This window comes from Vibrio sp. Vb1018, assembly GCF_033338775.1.
Lineage (GTDB): Bacteria > Pseudomonadota > Gammaproteobacteria > Enterobacterales > Vibrionaceae > Vibrio > Vibrio alginolyticus.
Genome location: NZ_JAWOTI010000001.1, coordinates 504241 through 522699 on the forward strand (window position 1 = coordinate 504241; position 18459 = coordinate 522699).

Genomic DNA, 18459 nt, shown 5'->3' on the forward strand with positions numbered 1-18459 from the left:
CTTCACATTTTTAATGGATTATCAAATACGCAAATGTGATAAAGATCACCATTTATTGAAATGAATTCTCATTTACAAAAATCGACAAATCCTTACTTTACAAATACATAAATAATATCGTCCCAAATGCTTTTGCTTATTTGATGTAAAACTCAAATTCGCGACATGGAGTCAGTATTTATTTTGAGCAATAAAATATAATTATTGAACAGATTCGAATCTGACTTTCTGCTGCATATTCAACAGCGCAGAGAGCACTGATGAGAATAAAAACACAACAACTATTATTCAAAGATCTATTATTCGCTTTATGTTCAAAAATCTATCATTAAAAAACAAACTGGCAATCTCTGCCAGTGCCGCCATCATTCTAGGGGGAGTGCTGGTAGAGGGGCTGTCTTTTCGAGATTCATTAAATAGGCTCGATGTCGAAGTCGCACAGCGACTAGAAAGCACTAGCGCATCTTACAATCAATACGTAAAGGACTGGCTACTCTCTAAAGAGCGCGCACTGACTTCACTCTCTTCTGATTCAGAGAAACGTTCTCTGGTTACACATTTGAAACAAGTCCGAGACTCTGGCGCGTTCGATAACGTTTTCCTCGCTTACCCGGACGGGTCACAAGACAACGCTAATGGGGTGGTTTTGCCACCAGGTAATAATGATCCTCGCAAGTGGGGCTGGTACACCAACGCCATTGCCAATCCATCGAAAGTCTTTATGGATAATCCGACCGTTGCTGCTGCAACTGGTGCGAATGTGGTGTCGCTCGGTAAAGCCCTGCAATTGCATGGTCAAACCGTCGTTCTGGGTGCTGACGTAGAGATCGGTGATATCCTGAACAGCCTCAACCAAGTGATCCTACCGGGTGAAGGTTATATGTTTATTGCCAATGAACAGGGCAATATTTTCACTCATAACAACGGTAAACTGCTGAATCAACCGGTTAGCAAGCTAGGCCTCAACAACAACGACATTACGTCAGCCGCACGTTCAGGTACAGAACGTCGCGTCTCTATTAACGGCATCGAATATGTGATTTACGCGCGCCACATAGAGGGTACCAAACTCACAACGGTCACAGTGTTAGATCAAAACTCGTTGGTTGCCCCACTTTACGATGCAGTTTGGGATCAAATCATCGCAACCACTATCGTCGTCGTTATCTGTGTGGCTTTGTTTAACCTGCTATGTAACATCTTGTTCCGTCCGCTCTACAATGTTTCGAATGCGCTTGCGCAAATCGCCAACGGTAGCGGCGATCTGACTCAACGCATCAAAGTAGAAAACCGTGACGAAGTTGGTGAACTGGCTGAAAACTTCAACCAGTTTGTTGAAAGTTTACAGCAGCTTATTGGTCATATTCGTCACCAAGCGGAAGAACTAAGCCAGCAATCAGAACTGAGCACGACTCGCGCGAATCAGTCGGTTTCTGATCTGAACCATCAGCAACAAGAAATCACTATGGTGGCGACCGCTGTGACCGAAATGGCATCGGCAACGCAAGAGATTGCCGCACATGCAGAGCAGACGGCTAAAGCCGCTCAAGACTCTTCAGCAAGCACACAAAATGGTCATGAGTTGGTGATCAACTCCAAATCGTCCATCAATAATTTGTCTTCTGAAGTCAACCAAGCGAGCGTTGTCATCGGTGAGCTCAACCAGCACGCGCAAGACATCTCAACCGTGCTATCAACGATTCGAGACATCGCAGAGCAAACCAACTTACTGGCTCTGAATGCGGCGATTGAAGCGGCGCGTGCAGGTGAACAAGGTCGCGGTTTTGCCGTTGTTGCAGACGAGGTTCGCGTGCTATCACAACGCACACACACCTCAACCGAAGAAATTCGCTCGACGATCGAGACCTTGCAGCAAACCACACAACGCGCTGTGACTATCATGGATACAAGCTCTCAGCTCGCGCAAGGTTCGGTGGAAGATGCTGATCGCGCAGCACTGGCTCTGGATGAAATCAACGCGGCCGTTGCGCTGATCAGCGATATGGCAACGCAAATTGCGACAGCCGCCGAAGAGCAAACGCACGTAACCAATGAAATCACGCAAAACGTCACGTCCATTAAAGATGTGACCGATCACTTGGTAGTTGGTGCCGAAGAATCGATGAATCAATCTGCTGAGCTGAAATCGCAAGCTGAGGATCTCAACTCGAAAGTGGCAACGTTTAAACTGGCTTAAACGCCACATTAAGGACGCTCTTAAAAACAACAAACCCCGCTAGCGACTTTGTTACTAGCGGGGTTTGTTTTTATGGATCGACGTTTTTATTGCAGATAGCTTTCGAAAGACGTAAACCTACACCGCCACACACATCGGCGTGCCTGAGATTGGGTCGTTAAATACTCTCGCTTGTAAATCAAACACCGATGCCAACATACCTTCTGTCAGTACCTCTTGCGGTGTTCCCTGCGTGACTAACTGACCTTTTTCCAACACCACCAAATGATCGCAGTAACGGCACGCTTGGTTTAGATCGTGCAGCACTACCACCACTGTTTTGCCTTTGTCGTTCATCTGCCTCATGAGTTTCATCAGCTCAACTTGGTGAGAGAGATCCAAGTAAGTGGTTGGCTCATCAAGCATCACTACGTCGGTATCTTGCGCCATTACCATCGCAATCCACGCCCTTTGTCTTTGGCCACCAGACAACGATTCAACTGGCTTGTCAGCAAACTCAATCACGCCAGTATCTTGCATTGCTTGCTCGACTAAGGTCTTGTCTTGTTGACTTAACCGGCCCCAATGAGAGAGATAAGGCGAGCGGCCATATTCGACCAGTTTTCTGACTGTAATACCTTCAGGACTGACAAGAATCTGCGGCAGCAAAGACAACGAACGCGCCAAGCGTTTATCACCGTAGTTGCTTAGAGGTTTGTCGTCATACAATACTTGGCCAGAAGCGGGTTTATTGATGCGTACCAAGGTTTTTAATAGTGTCGATTTACCGCAACCATTTGGGCCAACAAGCGCGGTAATTTTACCTTGAGGAATCGACAAAGAGAGATCTGGAATGATGGTCTGTTTGCCGTACGCGACGGATAAGTTCTGCGTTCGTAACATGCTTACCAACCTCTATAACGATACAAAAGAAAAATGAAATATGGTGCGCCAATAACAGATGTCAGCACTCCCGCTGGTAGCTCAATTGGTGGCTGTAAGCCTCTCGCTAAACCATCGGCGCAAATCACCAACAAAGCGCCAAGGGTTGCAGCGGCTGGAATCAACAACTTGTGGTTGTGGCCAAACAGCAAACGCGCAAGATGCGGCGCAAGCAGGCCAACAAAGCTGATCGTGCCTGCCACAGACACACTGATACTCGCCAATAGCACGGCAGCAATCAACGCAAGAATTTGGATCTGTCTTGGTTTCGTGCCAAGTGTAGTGGCGCTTTCTTCTCCCAGTCCCATAACATCTAGCCGCCAAGCCAGCCAAAACGCCAATGGTAGTAGCAGCAATAGAGCACTCCAAATAAACGGCACTTGTTGCCAATTTCGTCCCCACAAACTGCCGGTTAGCCATACCATCGCCGTGTTGATTTCGATAGGGTGCACAATCAGAAGAAAATCGATACCGCTGGCTAAAAATGCGCTGACAGCAACACCAATCAGCGCCAAACGTGCTGGTGTTGGTTTCGACCAGTAAGCCAGCACAGCAATAAAGCCAGCAGCAAGCAAGCCTCCCGCCATGGCGACCATCGGCAACATTGCCACTGGCGCATTCGGATACAGCACCAAACAAGCGGTAGCGGCCAGTCCTGCTCCGGCGCTTATCCCCATTAAATCTGGTGAGGCAAGTGGATTACGGATGACGCCTTGAACTAAAACGCCTGACAGCCCCAACCCAGCGCCCACGCCAATGGCGAGCAACATTCTCGGTAATCGATATTGGTGAATCACAAAGTCCGAGTCAGAGAAAGAAAACAGCAATGCAAAAACCTGTTGAGCCGACATGTTCGCCGCGCCAACAAACAGCGTGAGAGAAGACGCAATCAGCAACAATCCAACTAATGCAAACAGTTTGGTTTGATTCATCATGATGATTTCCTCATTGCAATCGCGATAAAGCAAGGTGTGCCCAACAGCGCGGTAATCACGCCCACTGGCGTTTCAGCCGGAAAAGCAATCGCTCGTGATAAAGCATCTGACCACGTCACTAATGCCGCGCCACACAAGGCGGAAACCGGAATGAGAATGTGATAGTTGTGACCAACAATCGGGCGTACCAAGTGCGGCACTAACAACCCGACAAAGCCAATTGGTCCAGCAATCGCTACGCTAGTTCCTGCCAACAGCACAACCGATAAACCACTGATAAATCGCGTAAGGCGAATGTTACCACCTAGCCCAACAGCAACTTCGTCCCCCAACGCGAGTAAATTTAAGTTTCGCGCTAAGCCCATGGCGAGCACCAAACCTAAAGTCGCAAAAGGCCACAGTTGCTGCCACTGCTCAGAATCTACCGCGGAGAGTGAACCCGTTAACCAATGCAACACGCTGTAAGCCATGTCATCCGCCAAAATTACCGACGCACGAGTTAACCCTATCAGCAGTGCACTGATGGCAATGCCCGCTAGCACTAAACGCAATGGGTGAGAACGCGCGGAGAAAAAACCGCCCAACAACATGACCGCACCACCACTTAGTAGCGCGCCGAGTACTGCGTTGATGATTGGGTTCAATTGACTAAAGAATGGTACGCCGATAGACGCCAAGGCCATAAAACAAGCCGCACCAGCATTAATGCCGAGAATGGATGGCGACGCCAAAGGGTTACGAGTTAATCCTTGCATCAGCACTCCAGATACCGCAAGCGAAGCGCCAATTAGTAACCCAGCATAGGTACGAGGCGCACGCAGCGTCTCGAGGATTTGATGCAGCATATTACCCTCATCAAACGCAAACCAATAGCTTGTCAGATCATTAACGCTCAAAGAAAAGTTGGACCAGCCAATCATTGAGGCTGCATAGCCTGAGAGCGTACACAACGCCATAGCACAGACAATCAAGCTCGCTTTCCAATGCGATTTGCTAACCGAAGACGCGCTTTCCGAGCTTATCGCCGCACTCATGAGCGCTCCAATAACGCTTCAAGATTGCGGGCAATTTCTTCCGCAGCCAACATGCCGCGATTTAACGACCACAGTTCAGGAGAGACCTCAACAAGTTGCTGTTTTTTCGCAGCTGTTAGCAGCTTAAATAATGGGTTTTTGCGCCACTCATCCACAATATTTGGTTGAGAGTAAAGTCCAACTAACAACCAATCAGGGTTGGTTTTTAGTAAAAGTTCGAAACTGGTTGGGATATACGCTTTTTGCTCAGATGGAGCCAGCGGGCTTTGGATGCCCAGCGTACTCAAAACGCCCCCAGCGTAAGAAACCGGGCTATGCAGCCACATCCCTTTGTCAGAAACCACACCAAACTGAATGGTTTCTTGTGTTGCAAAATGCTGTTTGAACTCCGCCATTGTCTGTTTGTGCTGCTCAATTCGTTGTGTCATTTTCGCTTGTTTGCCAATTGCCACGCCGATTTTGTGTGCGGATTCGAGATTTTCTTGATATGTCTCACCACGGCTTTTTAACAGCAAAGTTGGCGCAATTCGCTGCAAATCCTGATAAATAGCGCGATGGCGTTCTGCATCAGCAATGATCAAATCAGGCTTGAGCACCGCAATCGCCTCTAAACTCGGTTGTGAACGCATGCCGACCGATCGCCAAGGTTCAATCTTAGCGCGAACAGCAGGGATAACTCGTGTGGCATCGTTGTCATCGGCGACGCCTACCGGTGAGACATCGACTGCCGCTAATGCATCGACAAACGAAAACTCTAAAACCACAATACGTTGAGGTATCGCTTCTAGCTCAAACGTGCCTTGCTCATCTTGCACGCTGCGCGCCTGAGAAAATGCGCTAAATGACATCAAAGCTGAGCTCAGTAGCATCAGCAAAACGGTTGAAAAGTGTTTGATCGTAAATTGTTTTTTATTTTTCATCTTGCTTTTTTCCAGTGCTAAGAGTTTTCCATTACCTAAGATCGGCAAAGTCGCCAAGGTAAATTGGCGACTTTTCTTTTCAAACTCGGTGAACGAAACGCTTAAAACTGATAGTTCAGATCCAGTGTGTAAGAGCGTCCCGGAGCTGGGTACCGACCAACTGGGCTTGTATCAATCCCGCGGAAGTAATACTCCTCGTCAAACAAGTTGTTCACCGCAACATTCATGCGTAACTTGCCTTTGTCGTCTTTGTATAAATCCGTCCCCAAGTTGAAATTCCACACCATGTAAGATGGTACTTTACCCGTTGCGCCAGTTGCATCTTCGGCACTGGTGTTGGCGTTATCGGTATACGAATCACTAAAGTAGAAGCCCGATAGCGTGGTGTCCATGCCGTAAAATGCGTAGGTTGCATCCCAACCAAGCTGATGCTTAGAGGTGTAAGGCAGTTGATTACCTTTATTCGTGCCTTCTTCTTCAAGCGTAGCGTCTAGATAGTTGTAGCTTGCGCCTAAACTCAGTGCAGGTAGTGCTTCAGGCACGTAACGAGCAGAAAGCTCTATGCCTTGGTGAAGTGTTTTTCCGATGTTATCGAAGGTCTGCGTTGAGCTTTGCCATTGCAATTGATCTTCAAAGTCGATGCGATAAAGTGCAGCGTTAAAGCTGGTCGCATCTTGGGTGTAACGCGCGCCGACTTCGTAGTTCCAAGCCAGTTCGCTACCTTCTTCACCCAAACCTCGGATGTAGGCAATTTGTGGCGCACGAAGTGATTTTTGCGCGTTCGCATACGTCACCCACTGTTCAGTTAAGTTGTATGCCACCGTCAAACCTGGCAACCATTCCGTCACGGTGTTGTCTGCCGTTTGTTTTTTACCACGATCGGTAAATGTCATTCGAACCGACTCAACACGCAACCCAGGCGTTACCTTCAATGTATCATTGAACAAACCAATTTCGTTGCTAACGTATCCAGCAAACGCGTCCGTATCTAAATGCCAATCACGCGGAACGCTGGTTGCACCACCGGCGATTGGAGTCTGAGTGAGTTTGTAGTCAATGTCTTCATTAACATAACGGGTACCCACGATCCAGTTTTGAGTAACGGATTTACCTTCGCCAAAGTACATCGCCATTTTTGGCTCTATACCATACACGGTAAATTCACGTGGAGAGGTACGAACGTCCGTCGCTGGCAGAGCCGGATCCGCCCAATGGCCACCCGCGCTGTTAAAGCCCCACTTGAAAAGACGCTCTGACTTATGGCCAAACGTTAGCACTTCTAGCTCGGCACTGTCGGCAAATGGCAAATCGTGGATGTACTTAACACTCCAGCGTGTCGACTTACCTTCATAATCATCGTAAGGACGTTTCGATTGGTGACGATCTTGTTCGTAGTCTTGTGGCGAAAGTGCGCCCGGCATTTGCGTTTCAGCATCGTAACGTTGCAGGAATGCTTGAATCTCTTGAGTGTCACTCAATAGCCACTGTGCTTTAGCTTGAAAGTTCTTCACGTCCGTATCGGAATGTTCACGGAAGCTTTCACCTTTTAGGAAGTTACCTTCCAACTGTAGTGCAAATGTGTCGCTTAACCAGCCGCCCGTGCGTAGGTAAAAATCATTCAGCGGCGCATCACCGCCATCAAACACGGTAAGGCGGTTACTGATTTCAGTTTGCCACGTGTGTGGAATCGGTTTGGTCACTAAGTTGATCACACCACCGACGTTGTTTGGGCCGTACTGTACTGCAGCACCACCGCGTACAATGTCAATACGATCAAGCATCGACAGTGTTGCTGGGAAGATAGACTGACCAGTGTGACCATATGGCGCAAGTGTTAGCGGTACACCATCCATCAAGAACTGAGCATGACCACTACGGCTTGCTTTCAAACCACGTACGGAAATGTTGGGCAATACGCCCGTTCCGCTTTCATCCTGAACTTTAATACCCGGCACGCGCTGTAGCGCGTTATCAATCGAGCCTGCGGCGGTTTTCTCGATTTGATCGCGGGTAATGACGGTACGAGCACCTGGGTACTCTTTGACGTCTTCAATTTCAGATTTACCAATCACGCTACCAGTGACAACGACGGTTTCCATCGCGGTAGTTTGTTCTGTTTTAGCAGGAGCGGCAACCGCGCTCATGGATGTGGCAGAAGCGATTGCAATCGCAAGCACACTGTAAGTGGTAGACAAACCAGCACGTACACGCACTTTACCATCCAAATTCTGGTAAGACATTAAGATCTCCTTTGCGAGAAATTGAGCCTCGGGCAGAATACATCCCGTAGGCTCTCGGGGCTAAACATCCTCAATATGAGGAAAAAATCGGCTAACAGGCGCTAACTACGCACAAAAAGCCTAGAACTGATATCCGTAGCTGAGCATGAACTCGGCTGGTGCGCCGTAGCCAATCTGGTTTAAGCCAGACGTGCCGTTTGTTGCGCCAAGAATGTATTTCTCATCCAAAATGTTGTAAGCGTTCGCTTGGATTTTGTGACGACCAGTGGTGTACGCCGCCATCAAATCCACCGTTGTGTAATCGCCAAGTGCGACGGCTTCGTCGTTACCTGCGTAACGGTCGCCCACGTACTTCACACCACCGCCTAAACGCCAGTTGTCATCCAATTGGTAAGTGCTCCAAAGAGAGAACAAGTGGTCTGATACATCGTTAGGCTTTTTGCCTGTGGCTTTGTCTTCCGCATCTAAGTAGCTGTAACCCACAGAGATGTCCCACTGTTTGGTGATTTGACCGCGAGCCTCTAATTCAATACCTTGGTGACGCACTTCAATTTTATCGATCACATCGCCGTCCACGTTAGTTTGTGGTTGCTCTTGATCAATCTGGAACAGTGCCGCATTCAACATTAATGCGTTATCCAAAAGGTACGCTTTCGCACCCACCTCTTTTAAGTCGGTGTGGAAGAATTCCGCCAATTTTGGATTGATGTAGATACCAGCGTACGGTAACTGCCAAGAGCGCGCTAAACTGGCGTATACGGATGTGTCGGAATTGATGCGGTATACCAAACCAGCACGGTAGCTGACTTTGTCATCATCCAATTTTTCCTTATCTGAGCCCGCTTTTTGTTGTTCGAGTTCCATCGAGTCGTAACGCACGTTACCGATCAAAGAAAGGTCACCCCACGTATAGACGTCTTGCACATACAAACCTGTCGTGGTGGTGGTATTGTCACGAAATGGCTTAAAGCCCGGATCAGGCGTTGGACCAACGACTGGGTCGTAGATATTTTGCGGAGGAAGCGTTTTGTCACTTGCCAACGTTAGGTCGATATCGATCTGGTTGAAATCTGCACCCACCATCAATTGATTGTCCCTGGTTTCCCAAACCAACTCAGATTGTAAAGTGGTCGTAGTACGTGGATCGTAACCAAAGTTGTTGACGGTTTGAGACACTTCATTACCCGTCACTTTGCCCTGACGCGTGCCTTTTTGCTCAAGTTCGATATGGTTGAACGCCGCTCGGTTGTTCCATACCCATTGATCATTCAGACGCCATTCGTAATCCACCGCAATACGGAGACTGTCTGACTCCTGATAGTCGTTTGTGCCGCCAAAGTAAGTGCTTACTGGCAAATCAACTGGCTTGCCATTTTTTGATGGCACACCACGATACGGCACTAGTTCTTGATGGGCGTATTCCACGTCAATATCAATGGTGTGACCTTCCGCTGGTAACACACGAATGGTCGGTGCAATGAAGAAATCGTTTGAATCAACATGATCAACGTACGAGTCGGCTTGACGGTATTCCAAGTTAATACGCCCGTTGACCTTATCTGTAAACGCCATTGAGCTGTCGACCTGACCAACATACTGGTTGTTGCTGCCTACACTACCGTTTACGTGAGTAAAATTCTCACCGTTAGCGCGTTTCGTCACCAAGTTGATGATGCCCCCAGCCGAACCGCGGCCATACAAAGCACCCGCAGGGCCTTTCACAATTTCAACGCGTTCAACGTTCGCTAAGCTGCGGTAAGACTGCAACGTACCGTCATCTCGCAAGCCATCACGGTACATATCGTTGAGTGAATCAAAACCACGGATCATGAACTGATCGCGGCTGCCTTCGCCCAAGGTGTTATTGACCCCGGCTACCCCATCTAGCGCATCCACTAAACGCACCGCGCCTCGGTCTTGCATTTCTGTTTTCGTTACTACGGATACCGCTTGTGGCACATCAAGCCATTCCACATCGGTTTTGGTGCCTGATTGAGGCATGTGTTCAGCATAACCTTCGTACTGATGACCGAAGACTTGAATCGTTTCAGTTGCTGATGAGGTTGAGTTCGTCTCTTCTGAAGCCACTGCGCTTGGTGCTACTAATGAAGAACCAATCGCGACCGCCAAGGGGGTCAGGGTCAATAATTTATTCATTCCATAATTCCGTTTAGTTGTTATAAAGCCAACGGATGGAAATAAGAACAAATATTATTTCTATTTGCAATATTAATTTTATGCTCTATATTTATTTACCCTAAAAACACAACTAACAACAAAAAAAACCAAATATCATAACAATAAATACTAAAACTTCTGCCCTCCGTCTCGAGAGAGGCACATTGGAAGACGACCGTGAGCGACTTTATCAACGTTAGAAGAAAATGTTAGAAAATTAGGAAAGCTCATGAAATCTACGATGATTATCGTAAGTCATGTCGTTAACGATGCAGTCACTCACGGCTTTGTGCCTGCAGCTAAAGCGATGGACCTTCACGTCGTTCTTATCACCGACCATAAGCTCAGCCATTTAGAGTTGGCGAGTCATGATAGTCACTTTAATCCGGATACCATTCTAGAATGTGATGTCTTCAACCCATTAGAACTCATCGAAACCATCACGGAGCATGAATTAAAGCCAGACGCTATTTTCAGCAATAGTGATCACTTACAAACTTCCACCGCCATCTGCGCGCAATTTTTTGGCCTCCCATCCAAAGATTGGTCTGTCACGTTAAAGGCCAAAAACAAACACTTAACTCGACAAGTGTTAAATGAAAAATCCTTACCCAACACACAAAGCTGTTTGCTGCATCGCCATTCGAATGTGGCATTAGGCATGGCCTTCCCTGTCGTAGCAAAACCCAAAGAAGGCGTGGCAAGTTTAGATGTACAGCGCTGTGACTCCCAAAGCGAGCTCGATGCTTACTGCGAGGCGTTTTGGCAAAAGCACCCAAACGCCGCCATTCTGGTGGAGCAGTTTCTTCAAGGACCGTTGGTTACGCTCGAAACTTTAGGAGACGGTAACCAACTTATCGCCGTGGGCGGTTTTGATGTGTCGCTCTCTGAGCCGCCTTACTTTATCGAAACCGCCGCAGACTGGAACGGACCAAACGGCATTGCTCACCGAGAAGCTTGCTTGGCTCAACTGAAAGCGTTCGGCGTTGGTTTTGGAGTTTGCCACAGCGAATTTATTATTACGGAAAATGGCCCGGTTCTGGTGGAAATTAACTACCGCAGTATTGGAGATGGCCGCGAATTCTTGCTCAACAATCTCGCTCCCTTCGGTTGGTTTAGCACGATTTTGGGTCTGCATCTGGGTCGAAGATTGGACGGCGATTACCAAATTCATGGGTCAGCGCACGTGCACTACATAGTTGCGGAACACAGTGGTGTGATTGACGGAGGTTCGACGTCGTTCATCCAACACGATGACGATATCATCACCCAGCAACAGGTACTAAAAACCGCTGGAGAACACTTCCAACAGAGTTATTCCAATAAGGATTATCTCGCCCGAATTTCGATTGTCTCACCATCAGGGCGAAACCTCGACCAAGCGCTGCAGAACGCGCTTAGCAATTTCGATCTCGCTCCGACTCGTGAGGTGGCAGCATGAATGACAACGCTTTGTATCTAACGCAACGATTGATCGACACTTGCTTGCGCGAAGACATGTTTGGCATTTTGTCGAAGGCCAAGTTCAGTAGAGACGCGCCAAAAGGGGTAATTGTTCCTCAAGACGAGCAAGTCTGGCTGATATTTGCCAACTCTGATTTCACGTTGTATTTACCTGTTGCGCCAACGTATTACATGCAGCACTGGCGCTACGGTCACGCCAATGACGAAACACCACCAGGTTGGTGGGTGGAGAAAAATGGCCAAATCGAGCATCAACAGCATTACAAAGAGTGGATTGCGCTACTAACGACACTGGCGCATGAGAGCTCTCACGAGTTGCTGGCGGGATACCTTCAAGAACTGGAATGTGCAGAGAAACACAAAGCGCTGTGTGACCAAGCGTTTCATCATCACGCAGACCACATTTCTCAACCAATATCCGAGCTTGGTTCTTGGCATCAAAAACTGCTGCTAGCCGACCAGATCGCTTCTTACCTTGACCACCCGTACTATCCAACTGCGCGGGCGAAGTTTGGTCTGAGCGATAAAGACCTTGCTAAGTACGCGCCCGAGTTTGCACCAAGCTTTGCTCTGCATTGGATTGCGATTGAAAAATCACTGGTGACATTAACCAGCGAACAACCTGATTGCTGGCCAACCATGGAGCAAGTTGGGCTTCCTGCTGATTTTGCACTGAGCCACGTACTGTTCCCTGCGCATCCGCTCACCCTGCGATCTTTAGAAGCCTTACCCGAAGGTATGATAGAAGCGCCTTTAACGTATCTAGACGTGACGCCGACGCTTTCCGTTCGTACTGTGGTCGTCAACGAGGCACCGCACATTCACATCAAGGTTCCGCTGATCATGCGATCGCTAGGCACGAAAAATATTCGCTTAATCAAGCCTTCAACACTGTATGACGGCCACTGGTTTGAACGCCTACTCAGCCACCTTGAACAAACGGACGCCGATTTAAACAGTCGCTTGTTCCATTGCAACGAAAAACACGGTGGACACGTCGGCGAGGATAAGACCTTTGCGTACATCGTACGTGAGTATCCACTTATTCATTGCGAAGACAAAGCGCTAGTTCCGGTTGCCGCACTGGCAAGCCCAATGCCTGACGACCGCTTGTTTTTAGAACATTTGGCGGAGCAGTACTATCAACAAGATACGCTGGCTTGGTTCCAAGATTACGCCGACCTATTATGCCAAGTGCACCTCACCTTGTGGCTTCGTTATGGCATCGCATTGGAGTCCAACCAGCAAAACGCCATCATTGCATTTGATCAACAGGGCAAAATGACGCTCGCGATGAAAGACAACGACGCGGCGCGAATTTGGCCAGAGCGCTTCCACTTTGCAACAGAGCATGCTGCCCAAAAACACGGCGCAAAACTACTTCCAGTGGATTGCGATGAACTGCTCGATCAACGCATCAAAGTCGACAATGAATTGGCGCTCGGTCAGATGTTTACCACCATCACATTACAATTGGATATCGCAGCGATTGTAGAAGCCATGGCAGCGAAGGGCATTGCCTCTTCAGCATCGCTTTACGCCATCGTGGCCAAAAGCATTGCAGAGCAACTCAACCGATTGGAAGGCGAAGGGTTAGAGACAAAACTGGCTCGCGAGTTACTGCAAGAGGCACCTGATTTGTACGCCAAGTACTTGTTGAGCTCTGGCAGTTTGCTCTCGAAAGAAGCCTCCGGCGCGAGTGACATCAATAAGTTCTATGGTTTGTCGGCCCCGAACTTCTTACTGCTTTCTAGCGAAGAAGCGCAGCGCGCCTACTTAGAAGCCATCAAAAAAAGCGTACGTTAAACGATTATGACCAAACTCATCTACAGTGTGTTGTTGTGCCACTTTATCGCTGCGTTTGCCGCGTTAGGTATGCCGCTATTTCTACCCGTCGTGTTGCCAACGTTAGGCGCAAGCATTGATGCGGACTGGGCAGGGGTATTGTTTATCCTACCTACGTTTTGTACTGCGTTGGCAGCGCGATTTTGGGGCAACTTTGCCGATCGCTACGGTCGCCGCCGCTCACTCTTGCGTGCGCAACTTGGCCTTGCAGCAGGGTTTGCGCTGTGCGGCTTGGCAGACAACCTCGCCATGTTTGTGTTTGGTCTTATTGTTCAAGGAACCTTTGGCGGCACCATGGCCGCCTCGAACAGCTACTTATCTAGTCAAATTAAAGAAGCCAAAACACTCGGCAAGTCACTCAATAAAACCCAACTATCTGCTCGCTTGGCGCTGATCGTTGCGCCTATTGGGCTCGGCTGGAGCTTGTCAGAGACCAACCCGCTCAACGCGTACCTTTGGTTATGCGTTTTGCCTTTGATTGCGATGGGCATCACGCTAACACTGCCAGCGGATAAACCCGCCGACCAAAACCTCGAAAAGCCAAACTCAGAACCTCAGCAAGAAAAACCGGTTGCACAGAAAAACGCAATGCATGCCATTCGTTGGATCTTCTTTGCTCAATTCGGGTTTGCGTTTTCTATGGTGGTGACCTTTCCTTATTTCTCGCCGTTTGTGCAGCAATATGGCATCACTAACCACGCATGGATCGGTTTTTTGTACGCACTGCCGCATGGCGTCTATCTGTTGTTGGCAGGAAAAATTCACGTGTTGTCAGATGGGTTGAATCGCCATCAACCGCTGCGCACGTTGTGGCTTGGGTTTGCATTGCTTGCCGTGAGCTCTGCCTTGCATTTGATTGCGTCCGAAACCGCACTCATTGCTGCGAGAATTATCTTCGGCATCGCGATGGTGTGTTGTTATCACGGATTGCATCAGCATCTTGCGAGCAATCTGGATCGCAAACTCAGTGGCAAAGTATTTTCTCGCTTTGATGCCATGTCCAAATGGGGTGGCGTGGCAGCGGGATTTTGCGCTTCTTTCATTTCCAGCTTGGGGCTACTTGAGGTTCCTTTCCTACTTTCTGCGATAGTCAGCGTAATCACCTTGATCGCGCTGGTTCTCCACTCAAAATTTGGAAATCAACATGTTACAAACTCAATCCTCTCAGACTAGCGAGTTGCGCGCGCATGAGGTGCAGCTCAACCGTGAGAAAGCCCAACTCAACACGATAATGGGTGTTCTTAATTGTTACTTACGTGAATTTGCGCTACCGAATCAACAAGTGGAATGGCACTACCAATCGACATCGCTACCCCAAACGTTAAAACGCAACTATCCCGCTAAACAGCGGATAGCCGTTCATCTTTCTCAACAAAATGGCGTGTTGGTTTTGCCGATTCACTACGCGAGCAAACTGGGCAAAATCAAATTGGCAGAACTGCCTTGGGCGAAAATGCCGGGATCTGGTTGGGCGAAATTGGATGCCACGCAAACTCTTACGCTTTTGCTTAACTATCTCAAGCAGGTATTGGCTATCCCGTTTAACCATGAGCTGATCGAACAACTGGAAAATAGCGTGCTGGTTACCGAGCAGTTTCTCAACGTCGCGCCCAAATCGCATCACAACGAATTTATCGCTTCGGAACAATCTCTGATTTGGGGGCATACTTTCCATCCGACCCCGAAAAGTCGTTCGGGCGTCACCATGGATGATCTCTTAGCGTTTTCTCCAGAAGTCGGCGCGCAAGTCCCGCTGTACTGGTTTGAAGTGGATACGTCCTTACTTGATGTGCTGAGTTCCGACGGAGAAGCTAACCCTGCGCAACGCATGCTACAACAGCTCGCGCCACAACACGCCACCAGCGATGGGAAGACCCTCTACCCTTGTCATCCTTGGGAAAGCTACACCATTTTGAGCAACCCAAGCGTGAAGCGTGCCATTGAACAAGGCAAGATCACGCCACTGGGTTTAGGTGGTGAAAAGATGCAGCCGACCTCTTCAGTTCGTACTCTCTACCACCCTGACATGGACTGGTTTGCGAAATTCTCCATCAACGTACGATTAACCAATTGCGTGCGCAAAAACGCGTGGTACGAACTCGACAGCGCCGTGCAACTCACGTCGATTCTCAAACCAATTAGAGAAAACGAACAGCTGCACAACCCCGTATTTAAAGTGATGACAGAGCCTTACGCCACCACGTTGAATCTAGAAAGTGTCGCTGAGCACAACTGGGACGACAACACCAAAGCACGCGAATCGTTTGGGATTTTGTATCGCGAAAATTTCTCGCTGAGCGAAGTCGACATCTTGAAACCAACCCTCGCTGGCGCTCTGTTTGCTTACGACAATAACGGCAACAGTTGCATTGCTCAACGCCTTAAAAACAAAGCGCGTACTACGCAAAATCGCTATTCCGACATCGCGACACTTTGGTTTGAACGCTATTTGCATTGCCTGATCCCGGGCGTATTTAATTACTACTTCAAACACGGGGTGGCGTTTGAGCCGCATTTGCAAAACACCCTGATTGGCTTTGAGCAAGAGATGCCGTGTTGTGTTTGGATTCGTGATTTGGAAGGCACTAAATTACTGCCGGAGTTCTGGCCAGCAGAAACATTAACTGATTTGTCTGAACGCGCGCGACAATCGGTTTACTACAGTCGCGAACAAGGCTGGAATCGCATCGGATACTGCACCTTTATCAACAACATCAGCGAAGCGATTTTCTTCATCGCAGAAGGTGATGAGCCACTAGAGCAAACGCTGTGGAATGCGGTGCAAAGTGCCATTGTGCGTTGGCAATCCGTGAATGGAAAACAGCCGGAACTAGAAGCGTTGCTGAATGGCGGTCACTTCCCAAGCAAAAATAATTTCACCACGCGCTTGATGCAAAAAGCCGATAAAGAGTCGGGCTATACCCAAGTCGCCGCGCCTTGGCAGCAACACGAAAAAGGAGCGCAACATGCCTAACTCACTCTCTCTACCGACACGCGTTAGCCAACAAGTTCACACGCTCGCACAGCAGCAAAATCAACCCTTGTGCGCGTACGTGTATGACCTAAGCGCCTTAGAAGAACACATCAAACAACTGCGTCACGTTTTGCCGAGAAATGTCGAGCTATTTTACGCAGCCAAAGCCAATCCATCGGGCCCGATTCTTAAAACGCTCGCGCCGTATGTCGATGGTTTTGAAGCGGCATCTGGCGGGGAGTTGGCACACCTCCACCAGCAACAACTCGATAAGCCGTTGATCTTCGGTGGCCCAGGAAAAATGCCAAGTGAATTGCAACAAGCGATTGAACTTGATGTCGATGCGATTCACGTCGAAAGCCTCACCGAGCTACAACGCATTGGAGCACTAACCGAGCGCCTCAACCGCCCTGCTTCGATCTTTTTGCGTATGAACATTGATATCGGCGACATCACGCTCAGCAAGTTGGCGATGGGCGGCAAGCCGACCCCTTTTGGTTTTGACGAGTCCGAACTGAGCAATGCTTTGATGTTGCTGCGCGATTTCCCGCAAGTGTCACTCAAAGGATTCCATTTTCACTTGATGTCGCATCAGCTCGATGTTGAACGTCACTTAGCGTTAATGCAGCGCTATTTCCAAGTCGTGAAAGCGTGGCAACAAGAGTTTGAACTCGGTGAGCTGATGATCAACTTGGGCGGCGGCATGGGGATTAACTACCAAAAACCTGAGCAACACTTTCCGTGGATGGAGTTTTGCGACAAGTTGGAATTCCTCATCGCCAAAGAGCAAGTGCAAGATTGGACACTGCGTTTTGAATGCGGACGTTTCATCACGGCGGCATGCGGTTATTACGTGATGGAAGTGCTGGATATTAAGCAAAATCTTGGCGAAAGCTTTGTCATCGCGCGCGGGGGAACTCACCACTTCCGCACGCCAGCAGCGCAGAGCCATGATCATCCATTCGTCATCCTGAAAAGCGAGCAACACCATGAGATTTCTCACCCAATTCAGCATACACAAGCGACCTTTGTCGGTCAGCTTTGTACGCCCAAAGATGTGCTGGCACGCAATCAACACGTCGCCCACGTCGATATTGGTGATTATGTTGTGTTTACCTTAGCGGGCGCCTATGCGTGGAACATCTCCCATCAAAACTTCTTGATGCATGAACCGCCGATCTTCCACTATTTTTAAACAGCATACTTCGCTTTACTCAAGCCCCAATCATTGGGGCTTTTTTATTCTTCAACATAACAAGCAGCCCTAATACTGCACCCTACTTCGCCGCCGCGTTGGTTAAATTGCCCAGCACGCCGCTGATTTTGTTCAATACCTCGTCGCAGCCTTCAATATGATGGCGCTGTTTTAAATACATCGGATCGTTGTAAGCTAACCACGTTTTACCTTCAGCATCTTCATACACCAACACTTTTTGGGGTAAATCGAGCGCCACCTCCTGCGCACAGATCATCAGTGGTGTGCCCACTTTAGGGTTCCCAAACACGATAACTTCAGTTGGTCGCAACGTCATATCGACTTTCACGGCGTTCTCTTGATGGTTAATGCGCGCAAAGACGTTCAACCCTTTTTCTTGCGCGATAGCGACAAATTTATCCGCCGTATCTTTTGCTGAATGCGTGCTCGCAACGGTTACCACACCCTCCCCAGCCAACGTACTCAATGACGCCAACGCCACTACCAACCCCATCATTACTTTTTTCATTTGTCGTCCCTTCCTCTCTCTGAGTAG

General features: G+C 48.6%; 13 protein-coding genes. 6 read left to right on the top strand and 7 right to left on the bottom strand.

Annotated features, from left to right (window positions below; all coding sequences use genetic code 11):
* Positions 1-310: 310 nt before the first annotated feature.
* Positions 311-2197: a methyl-accepting chemotaxis protein gene (locus tag R7Z10_RS02120; RefSeq protein ID WP_005383451.1), complete on the top strand. Its 1887-nt coding sequence runs from the start codon at positions 311-313 to the stop codon at positions 2195-2197.
* 117 nt (positions 2198-2314) lie between these two features.
* On the opposite strand, the gene fecE is transcribed toward R7Z10_RS02120, so the two are convergent.
* The 6 genes from fecE to R7Z10_RS02150 all read right to left on the bottom strand — a co-directional run bounded on the left by fecE (position 2315) and on the right by R7Z10_RS02150 (position 10404).
* The gene (gene fecE, locus R7Z10_RS02125) at positions 2315-3079 is read right to left on the bottom strand and encodes a Fe(3+) dicitrate ABC transporter ATP-binding protein FecE (protein WP_005383457.1); all 765 of its coding nucleotides are present in this window, start codon (positions 3077-3079) and stop codon (positions 2315-2317) included.
* Between the two features lie 2 nt (positions 3080-3081).
* Complete coding sequence (locus R7Z10_RS02130) at positions 3082-4053, bottom strand: iron ABC transporter permease (RefSeq protein ID WP_005383459.1); 972 nt, start codon at positions 4051-4053, stop codon at positions 3082-3084.
* Positions 4050-5009 carry an iron chelate uptake ABC transporter family permease subunit gene (locus R7Z10_RS02135; RefSeq protein WP_318103839.1) on the bottom strand — a complete coding sequence of 320 codons (960 nt, stop codon included), beginning with the start codon at positions 5007-5009 and terminating at the stop codon, positions 4050-4052. The genes R7Z10_RS02130 and R7Z10_RS02135 overlap by 4 nt, the downstream gene beginning before the upstream one ends.
* A gap of 74 nt (positions 5010-5083) precedes the next feature.
* Positions 5084-6007: a Fe(3+) dicitrate ABC transporter substrate-binding protein FecB gene (locus R7Z10_RS02140; protein WP_169628466.1), complete on the bottom strand. Its 924-nt coding sequence runs from the start codon at positions 6005-6007 to the stop codon at positions 5084-5086.
* Between the two features lie 101 nt (positions 6008-6108).
* The gene (gene pvuA, locus R7Z10_RS02145; protein ID WP_318103806.1) at positions 6109-8247 is read right to left on the bottom strand and encodes a TonB-dependent siderophore vibrioferrin receptor PvuA; all 2139 of its coding nucleotides are present in this window, start codon (positions 8245-8247) and stop codon (positions 6109-6111) included.
* 120 nt (positions 8248-8367) lie between these two features.
* Positions 8368-10404 (bottom strand): TonB-dependent siderophore receptor, encoded by a 2037-nt coding sequence (locus tag R7Z10_RS02150; RefSeq protein WP_025768678.1) that lies wholly within the window; start codon positions 10402-10404, stop codon positions 8368-8370.
* Between the two features lie 250 nt (positions 10405-10654).
* On the opposite strand from R7Z10_RS02150, the gene R7Z10_RS02155 reads away from it, so the two are divergent.
* From R7Z10_RS02155 to R7Z10_RS02175, 5 genes are read left to right on the top strand one after another with little or no spacing between them, the layout of a single operon-like run.
* Positions 10655-11866, top strand: coding sequence for a hypothetical protein (locus R7Z10_RS02155; RefSeq protein WP_318103809.1), 1212 nt, complete (start codon positions 10655-10657; stop codon positions 11864-11866).
* Positions 11863-13695 (top strand): IucA/IucC family protein, encoded by a 1833-nt coding sequence (locus R7Z10_RS02160; protein WP_318103811.1) that lies wholly within the window; start codon positions 11863-11865, stop codon positions 13693-13695. The genes R7Z10_RS02155 and R7Z10_RS02160 overlap by 4 nt, the downstream gene beginning before the upstream one ends.
* 6 nt (positions 13696-13701) lie before the next feature.
* Positions 13702-14907: an MFS transporter gene (locus R7Z10_RS02165; RefSeq protein WP_053307987.1), complete on the top strand. Its 1206-nt coding sequence runs from the start codon at positions 13702-13704 to the stop codon at positions 14905-14907.
* On the top strand, positions 14879-16708 hold the full coding sequence (locus tag R7Z10_RS02170) for an IucA/IucC family siderophore biosynthesis protein (protein WP_285334794.1): 1830 nt from the start codon (positions 14879-14881) through the stop codon (positions 16706-16708). Before R7Z10_RS02165 ends, R7Z10_RS02170 begins: the two co-directional genes overlap by 29 nt.
* Positions 16701-17903, top strand: coding sequence for a type III PLP-dependent enzyme (locus tag R7Z10_RS02175; RefSeq protein WP_285334795.1), 1203 nt, complete (start codon positions 16701-16703; stop codon positions 17901-17903). The genes R7Z10_RS02170 and R7Z10_RS02175 overlap by 8 nt, the downstream gene beginning before the upstream one ends.
* A gap of 82 nt (positions 17904-17985) precedes the next feature.
* Here R7Z10_RS02175 and R7Z10_RS02180 read toward each other — a convergent pair whose 3' ends face one another.
* Entirely contained in the window at positions 17986-18432 is a 447-nt protein-coding gene (locus tag R7Z10_RS02180; RefSeq protein WP_047102439.1) for a DUF302 domain-containing protein, read from the bottom strand.
* Positions 18433-18459 lie beyond the last annotated feature (27 nt).

Coding starts and splice junctions, on each gene's coding strand:
- R7Z10_RS02155 (WP_318103809.1), top strand. CDS start 10,655: ATGAAATCTACGATGATTATCGTAAGTCATGTCGTTAACGATGCAGTC.
- R7Z10_RS02175 (WP_285334795.1), top strand. CDS start 16,701: ATGCCTAACTCACTCTCTCTACCGACACGCGTTAGCCAACAAGTTCAC.
- R7Z10_RS02180 (WP_047102439.1), bottom strand. CDS start 18,432: ATGAAAAAAGTAATGATGGGGTTGGTAGTGGCGTTGGCGTCATTGAGT.
- R7Z10_RS02130 (WP_005383459.1), bottom strand. CDS start 4,053: ATGATGAATCAAACCAAACTGTTTGCATTAGTTGGATTGTTGCTGATT.
- fecE (WP_005383457.1), bottom strand. CDS start 3,079: ATGTTACGAACGCAGAACTTATCCGTCGCGTACGGCAAACAGACCATC.
- pvuA (WP_318103806.1), bottom strand. CDS start 8,247: ATGTCTTACCAGAATTTGGATGGTAAAGTGCGTGTACGTGCTGGTTTG.
- R7Z10_RS02170 (WP_285334794.1), top strand. CDS start 14,879: ATGTTACAAACTCAATCCTCTCAGACTAGCGAGTTGCGCGCGCATGAG.
- R7Z10_RS02140 (WP_169628466.1), bottom strand. CDS start 6,007: ATGAAAAATAAAAAACAATTTACGATCAAACACTTTTCAACCGTTTTG.
- R7Z10_RS02165 (WP_053307987.1), top strand. CDS start 13,702: ATGACCAAACTCATCTACAGTGTGTTGTTGTGCCACTTTATCGCTGCG.
- R7Z10_RS02120 (WP_005383451.1), top strand. CDS start 311: ATGTTCAAAAATCTATCATTAAAAAACAAACTGGCAATCTCTGCCAGT.
- R7Z10_RS02160 (WP_318103811.1), top strand. CDS start 11,863: ATGAATGACAACGCTTTGTATCTAACGCAACGATTGATCGACACTTGC.
- R7Z10_RS02135 (WP_318103839.1), bottom strand. CDS start 5,009: ATGGCGTTGTGTACGCTCTCAGGCTATGCAGCCTCAATGATTGGCTGG.
- R7Z10_RS02150 (WP_025768678.1), bottom strand. CDS start 10,404: ATGAATAAATTATTGACCCTGACCCCCTTGGCGGTCGCGATTGGTTCT.